The 16,909-nt window shown below is 62.0% G+C and carries 15 protein-coding genes; 14 read left to right on the forward strand and 1 reads right to left on the reverse strand.

The features are described from left to right. The first annotated feature begins 409 nt into the window (after positions 1–409). The 14 genes from cpaB to ACGYK7_RS17880 all read left to right on the forward strand — a co-directional run bounded on the left by cpaB (position 410) and on the right by ACGYK7_RS17880 (position 15,871). Positions 410–1,270 (forward strand): Flp pilus assembly protein CpaB, encoded by an 861-nt coding sequence (cpaB, locus tag ACGYK7_RS17815; protein WP_394403743.1) that lies wholly within the window; start codon positions 410–412, stop codon positions 1,268–1,270. Between the two features lie 203 nt (positions 1,271–1,473). Then, entirely contained in the window at positions 1,474–2,901 is a 1,428-nt protein-coding gene (locus tag ACGYK7_RS17820) for a type II and III secretion system protein family protein (RefSeq protein ID WP_394403744.1), read from the forward strand. Positions 2,902–2,905: 4 nt separating this feature from the next. Continuing rightward, a complete protein-coding gene (locus ACGYK7_RS17825; RefSeq protein WP_394403745.1) occupies positions 2,906–3,592 on the forward strand; it encodes an OmpA family protein in 687 nt (228 codons plus the stop codon). A 289-nt stretch (positions 3,593–3,881) separates the two neighbouring features. Continuing rightward, positions 3,882–5,126, forward strand: a complete 1,245-nt coding sequence (locus ACGYK7_RS17830) for a CpaE family protein (RefSeq protein ID WP_394403746.1) — start codon at positions 3,882–3,884, stop codon at positions 5,124–5,126. A 24-nt stretch (positions 5,127–5,150) separates the two neighbouring features. Beyond that, complete coding sequence (locus ACGYK7_RS17835; protein ID WP_394403747.1) at positions 5,151–6,620, forward strand: CpaF family protein; 1,470 nt, start codon at positions 5,151–5,153, stop codon at positions 6,618–6,620. Between the two features lie 11 nt (positions 6,621–6,631). Beyond that, entirely contained in the window at positions 6,632–7,594 is a 963-nt protein-coding gene (locus ACGYK7_RS17840) for a type II secretion system F family protein (protein WP_394403748.1), read from the forward strand. Positions 7,595–7,604: 10 nt separating this feature from the next. Next, the gene (locus ACGYK7_RS17845; RefSeq protein WP_394403749.1) at positions 7,605–8,582 is read left to right on the forward strand and encodes a type II secretion system F family protein; all 978 of its coding nucleotides are present in this window, start codon (positions 7,605–7,607) and stop codon (positions 8,580–8,582) included. After that, positions 8,582–9,181 carry a tetratricopeptide repeat protein gene (locus ACGYK7_RS17850; protein WP_394403750.1) on the forward strand — a complete coding sequence of 200 codons (600 nt, stop codon included), beginning with the start codon at positions 8,582–8,584 and terminating at the stop codon, positions 9,179–9,181. The genes ACGYK7_RS17845 and ACGYK7_RS17850 overlap by 1 nt, the downstream gene beginning before the upstream one ends. 27 nt (positions 9,182–9,208) lie before the next feature. After that, positions 9,209–10,060, forward strand: coding sequence for a tetratricopeptide repeat protein (locus ACGYK7_RS17855; RefSeq protein ID WP_394403751.1), 852 nt, complete (start codon positions 9,209–9,211; stop codon positions 10,058–10,060). Positions 10,061–10,063: 3 nt separating this feature from the next. Then, positions 10,064–10,558, forward strand: a complete 495-nt coding sequence (locus tag ACGYK7_RS17860; protein WP_394403752.1) for a prepilin peptidase — start codon at positions 10,064–10,066, stop codon at positions 10,556–10,558. Between the two features lie 127 nt (positions 10,559–10,685). After that, positions 10,686–11,993: an ATPase gene (locus ACGYK7_RS17865; RefSeq protein WP_394403754.1), complete on the forward strand. Its 1,308-nt coding sequence runs from the start codon at positions 10,686–10,688 to the stop codon at positions 11,991–11,993. Between the two features lie 44 nt (positions 11,994–12,037). Continuing rightward, positions 12,038–14,491: a ligase-associated DNA damage response DEXH box helicase gene (locus ACGYK7_RS17870; protein WP_394403755.1), complete on the forward strand. Its 2,454-nt coding sequence runs from the start codon at positions 12,038–12,040 to the stop codon at positions 14,489–14,491. Between the two features lie 286 nt (positions 14,492–14,777). Next, the gene (gene pdeM, locus ACGYK7_RS17875) at positions 14,778–15,449 is read left to right on the forward strand and encodes a ligase-associated DNA damage response endonuclease PdeM (RefSeq protein WP_394403757.1); all 672 of its coding nucleotides are present in this window, start codon (positions 14,778–14,780) and stop codon (positions 15,447–15,449) included. Next, the gene (locus ACGYK7_RS17880; protein WP_394403758.1) at positions 15,449–15,871 is read left to right on the forward strand and encodes a PaaI family thioesterase; all 423 of its coding nucleotides are present in this window, start codon (positions 15,449–15,451) and stop codon (positions 15,869–15,871) included. The genes pdeM and ACGYK7_RS17880 overlap by 1 nt, the downstream gene beginning before the upstream one ends. Here the strand turns inward: ACGYK7_RS17880 and folD are convergent. Further along, positions 15,868–16,758 carry a bifunctional methylenetetrahydrofolate dehydrogenase/methenyltetrahydrofolate cyclohydrolase FolD gene (gene folD / locus ACGYK7_RS17885; RefSeq protein WP_322328226.1) on the reverse strand — a complete coding sequence of 297 codons (891 nt, stop codon included), beginning with the start codon at positions 16,756–16,758 and terminating at the stop codon, positions 15,868–15,870. The genes ACGYK7_RS17880 and folD overlap by 4 nt on opposite strands. Between the last annotated feature and the right edge of the window lie 151 nt (positions 16,759–16,909).

A 16,909-nucleotide genomic window follows, 5' to 3' on the forward strand; every position in this document is an offset into this window, starting at 1 on the left:
GATCAGACATATCACCGCTCCGTTTTCGGACGGTGAATCATGCGGCTCCGCGATAATCAATGGGTCCTGAGCCTAAGGTAAAGCACATCCATTCTTAGGGTACGTATGCGCAGCCATTTCAAGAAATTTTTCTGCGACCAAAACGGAGCGGTCAGCGTCGAATGGGTTGTCCTGACCGCCGCCCTCGTGAGCCTAGCGATCTTCGTGCTGAGCGTATTTTCAGACAGCCTAGACGGACTTGTCGAATACATCCGGGTCCAACTGACGATTTAAGACGCCCCACAAACGCGACACGGCAAGCATCTTCGCATCGCCCCCGTGCGAACCATTTCTCGCCATATTCGGCAGCTAATTTGCCGGGGTGATCAAAGCGAGCCGGGATTCGCTTCCATAGCAAAGAGGTAACATCATGCGAGCCGTATTCGGATTGGTTCTTTTGGTAGGTGTCGCACTTGCCGGTGGGGCCGTTTATCTGGCGAAAGACCGGATTTCACAGTATCAAGCCGCCAATGCACAAGCGCAGGCCGCGCTGGCGCAGGTCGTCCCAACGAAAACCGTTTGGGTGGCCGACAAGCCCTTGAAATACGGGCAGCCCCTCAGCCGCGAAGACGTTCGCGCCGTGAAATGGCCAGAGAATGCCATTCCCGAAGGTGCATTCTTCGAAGAAACTGTATTGTTCCCTGAGAACACCAAAGAACAACGCATCGTGCTGCGCAACATCGAGAAAGATGAAGCGATCATGGCTGTGAAGGTGACCGAGCCGGGCGAAGACTCTGGCCTGACCTCCCGCCTTGCGCGCGGAATGCGGGCCTTTGCACTTAAAGTCGATGTGTCCAGCGGTGTTTCGGGCTTCCTGCGGCCCGGTGACCGGGTGGATATCTATTGGACAGGCCGTGTAAGCGTTGGCAACCAGTCCAGCAACGGCGATGTGACCAAGTTGATCGAATCGGCCATTCAGCTAATCGCCATCGACCAAAGCGCCGATGCGTTGGTCGTGGGGGAAGCCTCGATTGCCAAAACGGTGACGGTGGCCGTGAACCCGCAGCAGGTTGCCGCGCTTGCACAGGCACAATCGACCGGCAAACTCTACCTCTCCCTCGTCGGCACGAATGACGATACCGTGGCCGAGGCCATCGAAGTCGACCAACGCTCGCTTCTGGGGATCGAGGCGCAAGAGACCATCGCAGAGGTCGCGAAAGAGAAGGTTTGCACGATCCGCACACGCCGCGGGGCCGAGGTGGTCGAACTGCCGATCCCCTGCACAAACTGACCTGAAAACAGCCTCTTGCTAAGTTGAACCAGACGCCGCACCCCCATGCGGCGTCTTTTCCAATTTCGTTATGTTGCGCATAGCCCACATGCACAGCGCCCGCGAAGAGCTTGATTCTTGCAATAAATTTGGAATTGCCGCAGAGTGTTGCCAAATGCGGGCGAAAAGACCCATCCCGAGGCGTGATCAAAAAGGCAGGTCACATGAAAATCGATAGATTTCTGAAAGCGGCCCTGCTGGGGCTGACACTGGCCGCGATGCCGATGGCATTGACCCTGCCCAGTTCAGCTGGCGCCGACACGCTGCGCGTTGTCAAACGCGGCACCAATTCCAGCCTCGACGTTCCGATGAACCGCGCCGTGGTGGTGGAGAGCGACATCCCCTTCGCGGAACTCAGCATCGCCAACCCCGGCATTGCCGATATCTCCTCCCTGTCTGACCGCACGATCTATGTGTTGGGCAAATCGCCGGGGCTGACCACGCTCACGCTGCTCGATGCGGCGGGGCAATTGATCACCAATGTCGATGTCCGCGTCGCGGCCGATGTTTCTGAATTCAAAGAACGCCTCCGTCAAATCCTGCCGGGTGAGAAGATCGAAGTGCGCACCGCCAATGACGGTATCGTGCTGTCGGGCATCGTTTCTTCCACGCAACGGCTGCAACGCGCGCTCGATCTGGCCGAACGCTATGCCCCCGAACGGGTCAGCAACCTGATGAGCGTGGGCGGCATCCAGCAGGTGATGATGAAGGTCCGCTTTGCCGAGATGCAGCGCAATGTGTCGAAATCGCTCGGCTCTTCGCTGGCGATCAACGGCGGCTCCGACTTCAGCGCGGGCACCGGCAGCACCAATACGTCAGGCGGGGTCGCAACCTCGCTCGGCGGGTCGATCCCCGGGTCGAACCAAAACGCAGGCGCGGTGCTTTTCGGTTTCAACGCAGGCTCGACCCAGGTGGGCATCCTGTTGGAAGCATTGGAGGAAAAGGGCGTCGTCCGGTTCTTGGCCGAGCCGAACCTCGTGGCGCTTTCGGGGCAAGAGGCCAAGTTCCTCGCCGGGGGGGAATACCCCGTGCCCGTGGCTCAGACCGGTGACACGATCGCTGTGGAGTTCAAACCCTTCGGCGTAGAACTCGCCTTTATCCCGCGCGTTGTGGACAAGGATATCATCAACCTTGAGATGAACGCCGCCGTCTCGGCCATTGATGCGAGTAACAGCATCGCCTTGGGCAACGGGATCGAGATTTCCGCCTTCACCCGCCGCGAGACCTCGACCACGGTCGAGATGCGCGATGGTGAAAGCTTTGCCATCGCGGGCCTTTTGACCGACGACTTCACCGACAGCACGCGGCAACTGCCGTGGATCGGGGATGTCCCGGTGCTGGGCGCGCTGTTCCGGTCGGCAGATTACCAGCGCAGCCAGACCGAACTGGTCATCATCGTCACCGCCCATCTGGTTACCCCCACACGCGGCGAAGCGCTGGCCCTGCCCACCGACCGCATCAAGCCGCCCTCCGAGAAAGACCTGTTCCTGCACGGGCGCACGGCAGATGGCACCCGCACCCCCAGCCGGGGTGCTGCGGGCGAAGTGGCCAAGCAGGACTTCCGCGGCTCCTACGGTTATGTACTGGATTGATCCGATGACACGCAGACATATCACGTTGATCGCGGGCACCGCAGCCCTTGCCGGGCTCGCCGCCTGCGCGCCCAGCAACGATCCGGTCTATACGCAGTTCTACCGCGAGGCAGGGTCGGTCGTGGACACGGGCCAATTCGGCAATGCCACGCTGCACAACCGCCAAGTCATGACCGGTGAAAAGCGGGTCACCTTCGATCTGGCGAACCGTTTCGCCAGTGAGGTCCGCTCGACCGTGACCTTTGCGTTTAACTCCGACCGGTTGGACGCCAATGCGCAGGCAATCCTGCGCCAGCAGGCCGGATGGATTCGCCAATTCCCAGAGATTCGCTTCCGGGTCTATGGCCACACCGATCTGGTCGGCTCGCAGGCCTATAACCGCGCCTTGGGGCTGCGCCGGGCGCAGGCGGTGGTGCGCTATCTCTCGACCTTGGGAATCAGCCCCAGCCGGTTGGAAGCCGTTGTTTCCTTTGGCGAAACGCAGCCCCTCATCGTGACCCAGGGCCGCGAGCGTCGCAACCGGCGCACGGTGACCGAGGTCAGCGGCTTTGTGCACGGCCACCCGATGTTGCTGGACGGAAAATATGCGCAGATCATCTACCGCGAATATGTCGCCAGCGCCGTGCCCCCCTCGCAGCTGAGCACCAGCGCCACCGCGGCGGGCGGTGGTGGTGGCGGCGGCGGAGAGTAAGGGTAAACCCCTCTTTCGCATGGAAAATATACCCCCGCGCCTTTGGGTCGCGGGGGTTTTCGTCTCTGAAAAGGAATGTCCAATCGGGCGCGAATGGACCTATCGTTTCAAGATACCCAACAATAGAGGCTTTTTGGCCCCAATCTCGCCCCAGTTGGGGGTGATATTCGACGCAGAAGGATAAATGTGCCCGGCTCAAGGGCCGCGCATAAGGCAGAGGTCAGAGCGTTCGCGGCGACAGAATATCGCCGCCCTCCGGCCAAACCGTTGATGTAAAGGACAAAAGGTCATGAGCAGCACTATGCCACAACCCGAAGCAGCGCCGATCGTTGCCTGCACAATCAGCCGCGATGTACAGAACTTCGACCTCTTGATCGAAGATATGGAAGCCACTTTGGGCGAAAGCTGGGGCGATCTGGGATTCGCCGAGGCGCTGACCTTTTTCGGCCAACCCGAAGCCGAGGCGATGGAATTCGTCGCCCTCGCCATGGATGAGACGGACGAGGACAACCTCGTTTTGATGAGCGAAATCATCACGCAGGCCAAGGCGCGCGACATCCGGGTGATCCTCATCGCCGAAGACATGACCCCCGCCGCGCTGCATTCGCTGCTGCGGCAGGGGGCGGATGAATTCGTCCCCTATCCGCTGCCCGAAGGCGAGTTGGCCCAGGCCATTGCCCGCGTCCGCGCCGGAGAGAACGCCCCCCCTGCCCCCGCGGCCGACAGCAGTACACCGCAATTGAAGGCCGGGGCGCAAAAGGATGGCGCGCTGATCGTGGTGCATGGTTTGGCTGGCGGCACCGGGGCCACGACCCTTGCCGTGAACCTCGCTTGGGAACTGGCGAACGCCGACAAGAAAAACCCGCCCTCGGTCTGCCTGCTAGATTTCGACCTGCAATATGGCTCGGTCGCGACTTTCCTCGATCTGCAACGCCGCGAGGCGGTCTATGAGATGATGTCCGACACGGAATCCATGGACGAAGAGATTTTTGGTCAAGCGCTGCAAACCTTTGAGGACAAGCTGCATGTACTGACCGCCCCGGCAGAGATGCTGCCGCTCGACATCGTAACCAACGAAGATATCGACCGCATCCTCAACATGGCCCGCAACCAGTTCGACTATGTCATCGTCGACATGCCTTCGACGCTGGTGCAATGGTCCGAAACCGTGCTGACCAGCGCGCATGTCTACTTTGCCATGCTGGAACTCGACATGCGCTCGGCCCAGAACGCGCTGCGCTTCAAACGGGCGCTGCAGTCTGAGGAACTGCCCTTTGAAAAGCTGCGCTATGTGATGAACCGCGCGCCGAAATTCACCGATCTCAGCGCCAAGAGCCGGGTCAAGCGCATGGCCGAATCGTTGAGCATTTCGATCGACGTGCAACTGCCCGATGGCGGCAAGGCGGTGACGCAGGCCAATGACCACGGGCTGCCGCTGGCGAATTCCGCGCCGAAAAGCCCGCTGCGCCGCGAAATCGCCAAGCTGGCAAGCTCCATCCACGATCTCAAGGGCGAGCAGGCCAAAGCCGCCTGAGCCCCCTAGCGAAAGAGCGTACCGATGTTCTCGAAATACAAGAAGCCAGCCTCCGCCAGCCCGAAAGCCGCCGCCCCCGCGTCGGCGCGCGAGGCCAAGCCAGCCAAAGCCACCCAGCCCGCCCCCGCGGCACCTGCGTCCGCTCCGGCAGCCAAACCGGTTTCAATGCGCCGCGCGGTCAAACCCGCCGCCGCCTCCCCCGAGGACCGTGAGGTCAAGCGCAAGCAGCGGATGAGCGAGATCAAGCTCGAACTGCACCGCGCGCTTTTGGACAACCTCAACCTCGCCGCGCTGGAACATGCCTCGGAAGCTGATTTGCGGCAGGAAATTAACGATATCGCCGTTGAGATCCTTTCGGAAAAGAGCATCGTACTCAACCGCGAAGACCGCATGACGCTGAACTCCGAGCTTTATGACGAGGTCACCGGTCTTGGCCCCCTTGAGACGCTGCTGAAAGACGACAGCGTCAACGATATTCTGGTGAACGGCCCGCAGCAGATTTTTGTCGAACGCGACGGCAAGCTGCAATTGACCGACATCACCTTCAAGGACGAAAAGCACCTGCTGCGGATCATCGACAAGATCGTCTCGGCGGTGGGGCGTCGGGTGGATGAAAGCAACCCTTATGTCGATGCGCGGCTCAAAGACGGCTCGCGTTTCAACGCCATGGTGCCCCCGGTGGCCGTCGATGGCTCGCTCGTGTCCATCCGTAAGTTCAAGAAAGACAAGCTGGGCATCGACGATCTGGTGAGCTTTGGCGCCTTCTCGGAAGAGATGGCCGCCTATTTGCAGGCCGCCGTGGCGACCCGTCTCAACATCATCGTTTCGGGCGGTACGGGCTCGGGTAAGACCACCACGCTCAACGCGCTGTCGTCTTTCATCGACAATGCCGAACGCATTCTGACCATCGAAGACACCGCCGAATTGCAACTGCAACAGACCCATGTGGGCCGGATGGAAAGCCGCCCGCCCAACGTCGAAGGCAAGGGCGAAGTCTCTCCCCGTGACTGTCTGAAAAACGCCCTGCGGATGCGCCCCGATCGCATCATCGTCGGCGAGACGCGCGGCGAAGAGGTCATCGACATGTTGCAGGCCATGAACACCGGCCACGACGGCTCCATGACCACAATCCACGCCAACTCGGCCCGTGATGGCATCAGCCGCCTGGAAAACATGATCGCCATGGCCGGGATCGAAATGCCGCTGAAAGCGATGCGCAGCCAGATTTCCTCGGCTGTGAACCTGATCGTGCAGGCCAGCCGCTTGCAAGACGGCTCGCGCCGGATGACCTCGATCACCGAGATCACGGGCATGGAGGGCGAGGTCATTTCAATGCAGGAAATCTTCCGCTTCCAGCGCGTCGGCCTGACGCCCGAGAACAAGATCATCGGCCATTTCACCGCCACCGGCGTGCGCAGCCACTTCTCCGAGCGGTTCCGCATGTGGGGCTATGACCTGCCCGCCTCCATCTACGAACCCGTGGCGGCCCAGTAAGGATTGATGCAATGAGTGCCGAACCAATCATCTATGGTCTGATCTTCATCGGTGTTCTGGTGCTGGTCGAGGGGCTGTACCTTGTCGCATTCGGCAAATCCATCAGCCTCAACAGCCGCGTGAACCGGCGTCTTGAGATGCTGGAGAAAGGCGCGCGCCGCGAAGAGGTGCTCGATAAGCTGCGCAAGGAAATGCAGCAGCATATGAACGCCAAGTCGATCCCGCTCTACTCTCTGCTGTCAGAACGCGCGCAGAAGGCCGCGATTGCCTTCACGCCGCAGCAGTTGCTGATGATCATGGCCGGATTGGCCGCTTTGGCCTTTCTGGGGCTGACCATCGGCACCGATACCTCCGTGTCGGTGCGCGCGCTGATGTCCATCGCCATGGGCGTGGGCGCGGTCTTCTTCTGGGTGTCCCATAAGGCCAGCAAACGCATGGCGATGATCGAAGAACAGCTTCCCGATGCGGTGGAACTGATGGTGCGCAGCCTGCGGGTGGGGCACCCTTTCTCCAACGCGATTTCCATCGTGTCCAAGGAAATCCAAGACCCGCTTGCCTCGGAATTTGGCGTAATCGCCGATGAGGCCGCCTATGGCCGCGATCTGGGCGAGGCGTTGAAAGATATGGCCGAACGGCTCGACATGCAGGATTTGCGCTTTCTTGCTGTCGCCGTCACCATCCAGCAGCAATCGGGCGGCAACTTGGCCGAGATCCTCGCCGGTCTGGCCAAGGTGATCCGCGCCCGTTTTCGCCTGTTCCGTCGTGTTAAAGCAATCACGGCCGAGGCGAAATGGTCGGGCAAGTTCCTGTCGGCCTTCCCGCTCGCCGCGCTGGTGGTGATCAACCTCGGCGATCCGCATTACTACGACGAGGTGCGCGATCACCCCTATTTCATTCCCGCCTGTTTCCTTGTGGGGATCTTCCTTGTGCTGAACCTTTTCGTGATGCGCATCCTTACCAATATCAAAGTCTGAGAGGCCGGTGATGGAATTTCTCAATCAGCTTAACGATCAGATCAATCAAGCCTTGGGGCCGATGGGGCTGATCATCATCATCGGCACTCTGGGCGTCACCTTGGTGGCGATCACGCTGGTCTTGATGCTGCGCCAGCCCGAAGACCCGCTGACCAAGCTCAAGCGCACCAGCTCTGCTCCCACGGGCGACAGTTCGCGCGAGAAGCTGCGCCAATCGGACCAAAACGCGCAGTTGCAGAAATTCGCCAAGTTTCTTGAGCCGGAGGACGTGGCCGAACTCAGCGCCAAACAGTTGATGCTGCGCCAAGCAGGCTACCGCTCGCGCGATGCGGTGCGGCTTTATTACTTTGCGCAATTCGCCCTTGGGATGCTCGGGCTGGTCGGCGGTCTGGTCTATACCAATGTCTTGGGCGGCGGCGAAGGGCTGACCACGCAGCAGACCATGATGTGGGCCATCGGCCCCGGCGCCATTGGCTACTACCTGCCGAAATACTGGGTCCGCCGCCGGGTCGATGCCCGCAAAGAAGAGATCACCCGGGGCTTTCCCGACGCGCTGGATATGATGCTGGTCTGCGTCGAAGCCGGGCAATCGCTGGATCAATGCATCGTCCGCGTCGCACGCGAGTTGCGCGCCTCCTACCGCGCTCTCTCCGAAGAGTTCGAGATGGTCGCCTATGAGATGAAAGCTGGTAAGGACAAAGTATCGGTGCTCAACGACATGGGTGAGCGTTGCGGCGTGCAGGATGTCTCCTCTTTCGTGACCGTGCTGATCCAATCGGCGGCCTTCGGCACCTCCATCGCCGACGCCCTGCGCGTCTATGCCGCCGAAATGCGCGACAAACGTGTGATGCGGGCCGAGGAAGCGGCAAACAAGTTGCCAACCAAGATGACCCTTGCCACTATGGGCCTCACCGTGCCGCCGCTGCTGATCATTCTGATCGGCCCCTCGGCACATGGCATCTCGCAACTGGGTCAGGTAGGGAATTAATGACGGGCAAAATTCGGCGCAGCCTCACCCGCGCCGTTTTCATCGGGCCGATCCTGGCCCTTGCTCTGGCCGCCTGTTCGACAGGCGGCTTTTCCGCGTTGCGTGGGGATCAAAAGCCCGAAAATCTCTATGCCCCCGGCGTGGACCAGCGGGCCGAAGCTGTCGACGGAATCGAAGTGGGCCATAGGCTGATCGCGGCGGGGCAATATGAATTGGCCATCAAATCCTTCAACCGCGCCGCGCTGGATCACGGGCTGACCGGGGAAATCCTCTCGGCGCTTGGCAGCGCGAACCTCGGGCTGGGGCGTTTGGGACAAGCGGAAACCCTGCTGCGCCGCGCCGTGGAGAAAGACGCCGCCGAGCCGGAGGTCTGGAACAATCTTGGCGTCGTGCTGATGGAAAGCGGCCAGACCGCCGAGGCCGAGCAGATTTTCCGCAAAGCCTATGCGCTCGACAATGGCGAAAGTGACGCAATCCGGGACAATCTGCGCTTGGCACTCGCAAAAACGGAGAAATCTGTTATAACAGAAGTCAATGAGGATAATTACAAATTGGTGCGGCGCGGCAGCGGGGACTACCTGATCCGTCCGACACCATGACCCGGCAGAGCAGTAAGAGGACGCAAAATGCGCCATCCAATCATTCTGGCCGTCTGCATGGCAGGCGTCACCGCCCTTGCTGGCTGCGGTGAAAAAGACGCGAACGCCACCGTTGAACGGGCCTTCAAGGACGTCAATGTGGTGGATGAGACCAACCTCTCCGACGTGATGCTGACCGTGGCCGACCCGAATGAGGCGGTGAGCTATTTCGCGCGTTCGGTCAAGGAAAGCCCCGACCGCATCGACCACCAGCGCGGGCTTGCCGCGTCACTGGTCCGCGCCAAACGCACGACCGAGGCCGTGAGCGAATGGGACAAAGTCGTCAAAATGGAGGGTGCCACCCCCGAAGACAGCGTGCAACTGGCCGATGCGCTGATCCGCTCGGGCAATTGGGCGCGGGCCGAGACGGTGCTTAACGGCATCCCCCCCACCCATGAGACCTTCGCCCGCTACCGGCTTGAGGCCATGGTCGCCGACAGCAAAGAGCAGTGGGACCGCGCCGACAGCTTTTACGAGATCGCCGTCGGCCTGACCACGACCCCCGCCGCCGTGATGAACAACTGGGGCTACTCCAAACTGACCCGCGGGGATTACCCCGAGGCCGAGCGTCTGTTCGGCGAGGCGATCCGTCAGGACAACACGCTTTTCACCGCCAAGAACAACCTCATCATGGCCCGCGCCGCGCAGCGCGACTACACCCTGCCCGTCATGCCGATGGAGCAATCAGAGCGCGCCCAGCTTTTGCACACGATGGCCCTCTCGGCGATCAAACGCGGCGATGTGGAGACCGGCAAGGGCTTGCTGCGCGAAGCGATCGACACGCACCCGCAGCATTTCGAAGCCGCCGTCCGCTCTCTGCGCGCATTGGAAAACGGCTGATCCATGACGATCTCTGCCACGGCGGCCCTGTGGTTTCTGCCCTTCGTCCTGCCGATCTGCCTTTATGTCGCCTTCACCGACATGAAGCAGATGCGCATCACCAATCAGGCGGTCTTGGCGCTTGCCGCGATCTTTGTGCTGCTCGGGCTGTTTCTGCTGCCCTTCGACACCTATCTCTGGCGCCTGCTGAGCCTTGTCGTGGTTCTGATGGTCGGCATCGTCCTGAACGCCGCCGGGGTCATGGGGGCCGGTGACGCGAAATTCGCCGCCGCCGCCGCGCCCTATATCGCATGGGGCGATTTGCGATTGCTGATGATGCTTTTCATGGCCACCCTTCTCGCCGCCGCCGCCACGCACCGCGGGGTGAAATACACCCCCCTGCGCCGCCTCGCCCCCGATTGGCAAAGCTGGCAGGAGACCAAGAAATTCCCCATGGGCCTCGCCCTTGGCACCACGCTGGGGCTCTATCTGATCTTGGGGGCGCGCTTCGGGGTCTGACCACTTCGCTCAGGTGCAAACTCTTTTTCATCGCGCAAATGCGTCCACATTCACGCCATATTCAAGATTTACCCTCCAGTCTGACCGACAAGCCGCACCGCCGCATGACTTTCCAAGGAAGCCATTGATGAACGCCCCGACCAGCTCCGTGCTTGCCCCGCCGCCCCCGAAGCGGTTGGAGGATATGAAACTGCCCATCGTGATGATGCGCGATATCCTTTTGAAAACGATCTTTCGCAAGAACGTCGAGATGGTCAGCGATCTGGCCCAAGCGCTCTGCCTGCCGATCCCCGTCACGCAGGAGATGGTCGACCAAGCCCGCAGCCAGCGCCTGATCGAAGCCACCGGCACGCTCAGCGCCACCAGCGGCAATGAGATGGGCTACCAGTTGACCGATGCAGGCAAGGCGCGCGCATTGGATGCGCTGGCGCAGTCGGAATATTTCGGCGCCATGCCCGTCCCGCTTGAGGTTTACCGCGAACAGGTCAAGCGCCAATCGGTGCGCAACCTGCAAATCACCCGTGACCAGTTGACCGGGGCCATGGGCCATCTGGTGCTGCCCGACAGCCTGCTGGATCACCTCGGCCCTGCCGTCTCTGCCGGGCGGTCGATCCTGATGTACGGCCCGCCGGGCAACGGTAAATCCAGCATTTCCAACGGCATCCGCGACGCGCTTGGTGATCGGGTCTATGTCCCCCGCGCCATCGAATACGCAGGCCAAGTCATCACCGTCTATGACCCGATCGTCCATTCCGCCGCCGAGGCCGAGGTCCAAGACCCCACCTCCCTGCGCCGGATCACGCGCTATGACGCCCGCTATGTCTGTTGCGAACGCCCCACCGTCATCACCGGCGGCGAACTGTCACTCGATATGCTTGATCTGGTCTACAACCCCACGGCGCGGACCTATCAGGCGCCCCTGCAACTCAAAGCCACGGGCGGCATCTTCATCGTTGACGACCTTGGCCGGCAGAAAGAGCCACCGCAAAGCATCATCAACCGCTGGATTGTGCCGCTGGAGGAAAGCAAAGACATCCTCGCCCTGCAATCGGGCGAGAAATTCGAGGTGCCCTTCGACACGCTGGTGATCTTCTCCACCAACTTCCACCCGAATGAGATTTTCGACCAAGCCGCCCTGCGGCGTATCTTTTTCAAGATCAAGATCGACGGACCGGACCAAGAGAACTTCCTCAAGATCTTCGCCATGGTGGCCCGCAAGCGCGGCATGCCGCTGGATGAGGCAACGCTGGTCCATCTGCTCAAAGTGAAATATCCCACCATCGACAACGTCTATGCGAATTATCAGCCGAACTTCCTGATCGACCAGATGATCGCGATCTGTGATTTCGAAGGCATCCCCTATCAGATGAACCCCGATCTGGTGGACCGCGCATGGGCCAATATGTTCGTTCGCGATGAGGTGATCGTTAAATAGCCTCCGCCGCTGGCACCGCGCCCTGCCGATACTACATTGGGTGCATGCGCGCCCTACCCCCCAAATTCGCCGATTGGTACGCCCAGAACGGCTGGTCCCTGCACCCGCACCAGCAAGAGATGCTGGACCGTGCCGAGGCTCCCGCCCTGCTGCTCATCGCCCCCACGGGCGGCGGCAAAACGCTGGCCGGTTTCCTGCCCACCCTCGTCGATCTGGCGGAAGAAGAGCACGAGGGGATGCACACGCTCTACATCTCGCCGCTCAAGGCGCTCGCGGCAGACATCAAACGCAACCTCACCCGCCCGGTCGAGGAGATGCGCCTGCCGATCCGCATTGAGGACCGCACCGGCGACACCTCGCAGTCGCGCCGCCGCCGCCAGCGCGCCGACCCGCCGCATATCCTGCTGACCACGCCCGAGAGCCTCGCCCTGCTGACCTCCTACGAGGATGCCGCGCGCACCTTTCGGGGCCTCAAACGGGTGGTGATCGACGAGATCCACGCGCTGGCCGAAAGCAAACGCGGCGACCAGCTGATGCTGGCGCTCACCCGGTTGCAGGCGCTCTGCCCCGATCTCAAGCGCGTCGGTCTCTCGGCCACCGTGGAAGACCCTGCCGCGATCGCCCACCTGATGGCGCGCCACCCCGACCCCTGCGAGGTGCTCATGGCCGATCCCGGCCCCGCCCCCGACATCCAGATGCTGCGCACCGACGAAGCCCCACCCTGGGCCGGCGGCGGTGCGGCCTATGCGATCCCCGCGGTCCTCGAACAGCTGCGCCAACACAAGACGACGCTGATTTTCCACAACACCCGCGCTCAGGCCGAGATCTTCTTCCATAAGCTCTGGCTCGCCAACGAAGACGCTTTGCCCATCGCCATCCACCACGGCAGCCTCGACCGCGCGCAGCGCGAGAAGGTCGAGGCGGCGATGGTGCGCGGCGATCTGCGCGCCATCGTCTGCACCGGCACGCTGGATTTGGGGATCGACTGGGGCGATGTGGACCTCATCATCCAGATCGGCGCGCCCAAGAACGTGAAACGTCTGGTCCAGCGGATCGGCCGCGCCAACCACCGCTACAACGCGCCCTCAAAGGCGCTTCTCGTCCCCGCCAATCGCTTCGAGGTGGTCGAATGCGTGGCGGCGCTGGAGGCGGTGCTTGAAGGTGCGCTCGACGGCGACCCACGGGGGGACGGCCCGCGCGACGTGCTCTGCCAACACATCCTCATCACCGCCTGCGCTGGCCCCTTCGACGCCGAAGCGCTCTTTGCAGAGATCCGCACCGCCGGGGCCTATGCCAACCTCTCCCGCGCCGCCTTCGACGCCTGCCTCGATTTCTGCGCAACGGGGGGCTACGCGCTGCGCGCCTACGACCGCTGGCAAAGGCTCCTGCAACGCCCCGACGGGCAATGGCAACTGCGTGACCCCCGCGCCGCGCAACGCATCCGCATGAACATCGGCACCATTCAGGACACCGACAAACTGAAGGTCCGCATGAAACGCAACCGCGGCGGAAAGCCCCTGGGTGAGATCGAAGAAGGCTTTGCCGCCACGCTCACCAAGGGCGACACCTTTCTGATCGGCGGGCAAATCGTGCGCTATGAAGGGCTGCGCGAAACCGTGGTCGAGGTCAGCCGCAACGCCGCCAAAAAGCCGAAAGTGGCCACTTTCGGCGGCACGAAATTCGCCACCTCCACCCAACTCTCGGCCCGCGTGCAACAAATGTTCACCCAAGACAGCTGGCCCGAACTGCCGCCCCACACCGCCGAATGGCTCAGCCTGCAACGCGAGGTCAGCCAATTGCCGCAGCCCGGCACGCTGCTGGTGGAAAGCTTCCCCCATGACTTTGCCGAACAGACGGTGTTCTACGGCTTCGCCGGACGCAACGGCCAGCAAACGCTCGGCCTTCTGCTCACCAAACGCATGGAGGACCTCGGCCTTCGGCCCCTAGGCTTCGTGGCGACAGACTATGCCACCCTGATCTGGGGGCTCTCCCCCGTCGATGATCCGGCGCCACTGCTCGATCCGACGGTGCTGCACGAGGGGCTCGACAGTTGGCTCGCTGGCAATGCCGTGATGAAACGCACCTTCCGCGCCGCCGCCACCATCGCCGGGCTGATCGAGCGCAACAGCCCGCAGGCGCGGAAATCCGGACGGCAAACGACCTTCTCCAGCGACATCCTCTACGATACGCTGCAACGTTATGACCCGGACCACCTGATGCTCGACATCACCCGAGAAGAAGCGCTGAGCGGGTTGGTCGATTTCGGCAGGATCGAAGAAATGCTCGGGCGGATCGCCGGGCGGATCACCCACCGCAAGCTCTCCCGCCTCAGCCCCCTGGCCGCGCCGCTGTTTCTCGAAATGGGCCGCGTGCCGGTCGAAGGCGCGGGGCAGGATCGCCTGCTGGCGGAAGAGGCGGAACGTTTGATGGAGGCCTCAGGCCTCGCGCAACTCACCCCGCCGCCGTCGGATCAGCCACTCTGGCGGGACGGTCGTTGAACATTGGCGTTTCGCGGGCAGAGAGGTTCTGCAAGGTATTTGAAAAAGGATGAAGATGATTAAGGGTTCTTTAACCAAGGTGGCGCATCTTCCTCTCGCGGTACAGGCTGAGGAGCCGATGACCGCAAAGGATGAAGGCGCGTCTCCGGTCCGGTGACCACCCGATCGCGGGGCGCGCTTTCTGCAATTCATCCTTTCTCAAATACCTCTGCGCTGCCCTTTTCTGCATGCGCTACCTTCGCGTTTGGCCCTTGCCAAATCAGCGGCGATCTCAGATGAACAAAGGATGAACGGACTTGAGTTTTCATTCGCCGGGGCCGGGCTGAGCGCGCTTGGCTCTGGCGCGCTTTGGTGGCGCGAAAGGGATTTGCTCTGCGTGAGCGACCTTCACTTGGGCAAGTCGGAACGGACCGCGCGGCGCGGCGGGTCGGCGCTGCCGCCTTATGAGACGCGCGACACGTTGAACCGGTTGGCGGCCGACCTGTCATTCACGCAGGCGCGGCATGTGATCTGCCTTGGCGATAGTTTCGACGACCTCGGCGCGGCGCAGACGCTGCCAGAGGAAGAGCGGCTTTGGATTCTCGGCCTGCAGGCCGGGCGGCGGTGGGATTGGATTGAGGGCAATCATGATCCGGGCCCCGTTGGGCTGGGTGGTACCCATTTGGGGGAACTGGCGCTCGGCCCGCTGACTTTTCGGCATATCGCGGCCAAGCGGGCCTGCGGCGAGGTGTCGGGGCATTATCACCCTAAGGCATCGGTCCGCGCGCGGGGCCGCAGCATCTCGCGTCCGGCGTTTTTGTTTGACAGCAAGCGGCTGATCCTGCCTGCATATGGCACCTATACCGGCGGGCTGCGCAGCCAGTCGCGGGTGCTTTGTGATTTAATGGGGCCGGAGGCCTGTGCGGTGCTGACGGGGCCGCAACCTGTGGCGATCCCCATGCCCGGAAAGAAGCGATGATGGATGATCAGATTGAACGCCGGGTGCGGGAGAGTTTTGCCAAGCAGACCATGATGCAGACCCTGGGGGCCGAGGTCATCGAAGTGCAGTCGGGTCTGGTCAAACTCGCGGCGCCGGTCCTGCCCGGCGCGATGCAGCAGCAGGGTTTTGGCCATGCGGGGCTGACCTTCTCCATCGGCGATTCCGCGGCGGGCTATGCGGCCTTGAGCATGTTGCCGCCGGAGGTCGATGTCGTGACTTCGGAGATCAAGATCAACCTTCTGGCGCCCGCCCGGGGGGACCGGCTGATTGCCACGGGCCGGGTGGTGAAACCGGGCCGGCGGCTTTGTGTGGTCACGGCAGAGGTGCATGCGGAAACGGACGGCGCGGCCAAGCTCATCGCCATCCTGCAGGGCACCATCGTGCCTGTGCCGGGCGCTTAGGCGGTCAGCCCTTCGGGTTCTGCCAACCCGTTGGCGCGGCAGCAGGCGGTGACCGTATTGGCCAGCAGGCAGGCGATGGTCATCGGCCCGACCCCGCCGGGCACCGGGGTGATGGCCCCTGCGCGCTGGCTGGCGCTGTCGAAATCCACATCGCCGACCAGTTTGGTCTTCTCGCCGGTCTCGATCCGGTTGATGCCCACGTCGATCACCGTGGCACCCTCTTTGATCCAATCGCCGGGCACCATCTCGGGGCGGCCAACGGCAGCGACCACGATATCGGCACGGCGCACCACTTCGGGCAGATCGCGGGTGCGGCTATGCGCGATGGTCACGGTGCAGCTATCGCCCAGGAGCAGCTGCGCCATCGGTTTGCCGACGATGTTGGAACGGCCAATGACCACCGCGTTCATGCCCGTCAGATCGCCATGGTGGTCCCGCAGCATCATCAGGCAGCCCAGCGGGGTGCAGGGCACCATGCTTTTCTGCCCCGTGCCCAGCAGGCCGACGTTGGAGATGTGAAAACCGTCCACGTCCTTGGCGGGCGAGACGGCGTTGACCACGCGGGTTTCGTCCAGATGATCCGGCAGCGGCAGTTGCACGAGGATGCCGTGGATCTCGGGGTCGTTGTTCAATGCGTCGATCAGCTTGAGCAACTCGCCCTGATCGACGGTCGCGGGCAGCTTGTGTTCGACCGATTTCATGCCGACTTCGCGGGTCATCTTGCCCTTGGAGCGGACGTAGACTTGGCTTGCCGGGTCTTCGCCGACCAGCACCACGGCGAGGCCTGGGGTGACGCCGTGATCCGTCTTCAGCCGGTCGACATGGCCCGCGACCTTCTCACGCACCGTTGCTGCAAAGGCTTTGCCATCGATGATTGTCGCTGCCATATCCGTCTCACTTTCGCTCGCTGCAGGTTGAACACGCTCTACATCACCGCGACGGCGGGGCATTGCAACCCGCCTTAGGGTCCGTGGACATTCACTTTGAGGCAATGACCGTTGCGGCGAGGTGCCAGTTGGCGGCATAGCTGGACGCGGT

This window comes from Sulfitobacter sp. 1A15299, from assembly GCF_043556915.1.
GTDB lineage: Bacteria > Pseudomonadota > Alphaproteobacteria > Rhodobacterales > Rhodobacteraceae > Sulfitobacter.

What these genes read in the sequence shown, in the direction of transcription:
- cpaB (WP_394403743.1), top strand. Translation starts at nt 410, where the DNA reads ATGCGAGCCGTATTCGGATTGGTTCTTTTGGTAGGTGTCGCACTTGCC.
- ACGYK7_RS17820 (WP_394403744.1), top strand. Translation starts at nt 1,474, where the DNA reads ATGAAAATCGATAGATTTCTGAAAGCGGCCCTGCTGGGGCTGACACTG.
- ACGYK7_RS17825 (WP_394403745.1), top strand. Translation starts at nt 2,906, where the DNA reads ATGACACGCAGACATATCACGTTGATCGCGGGCACCGCAGCCCTTGCC.
- ACGYK7_RS17830 (WP_394403746.1), top strand. Translation starts at nt 3,882, where the DNA reads ATGAGCAGCACTATGCCACAACCCGAAGCAGCGCCGATCGTTGCCTGC.
- ACGYK7_RS17835 (WP_394403747.1), top strand. Translation starts at nt 5,151, where the DNA reads ATGTTCTCGAAATACAAGAAGCCAGCCTCCGCCAGCCCGAAAGCCGCC.
- ACGYK7_RS17840 (WP_394403748.1), top strand. Translation starts at nt 6,632, where the DNA reads ATGAGTGCCGAACCAATCATCTATGGTCTGATCTTCATCGGTGTTCTG.
- ACGYK7_RS17845 (WP_394403749.1), top strand. Translation starts at nt 7,605, where the DNA reads ATGGAATTTCTCAATCAGCTTAACGATCAGATCAATCAAGCCTTGGGG.
- ACGYK7_RS17850 (WP_394403750.1), top strand. Translation starts at nt 8,582, where the DNA reads ATGACGGGCAAAATTCGGCGCAGCCTCACCCGCGCCGTTTTCATCGGG.
- ACGYK7_RS17855 (WP_394403751.1), top strand. Translation starts at nt 9,209, where the DNA reads ATGCGCCATCCAATCATTCTGGCCGTCTGCATGGCAGGCGTCACCGCC.
- ACGYK7_RS17860 (WP_394403752.1), top strand. Translation starts at nt 10,064, where the DNA reads ATGACGATCTCTGCCACGGCGGCCCTGTGGTTTCTGCCCTTCGTCCTG.
- ACGYK7_RS17865 (WP_394403754.1), top strand. Translation starts at nt 10,686, where the DNA reads ATGAACGCCCCGACCAGCTCCGTGCTTGCCCCGCCGCCCCCGAAGCGG.
- ACGYK7_RS17870 (WP_394403755.1), top strand. Translation starts at nt 12,038, where the DNA reads ATGCGCGCCCTACCCCCCAAATTCGCCGATTGGTACGCCCAGAACGGC.
- pdeM (WP_394403757.1), top strand. Translation starts at nt 14,778, where the DNA reads ATGAACGGACTTGAGTTTTCATTCGCCGGGGCCGGGCTGAGCGCGCTT.
- ACGYK7_RS17880 (WP_394403758.1), top strand. Translation starts at nt 15,449, where the DNA reads ATGGATGATCAGATTGAACGCCGGGTGCGGGAGAGTTTTGCCAAGCAG.
- folD (WP_322328226.1), bottom strand. Translation starts at nt 16,758, where the DNA reads ATGGCAGCGACAATCATCGATGGCAAAGCCTTTGCAGCAACGGTGCGT.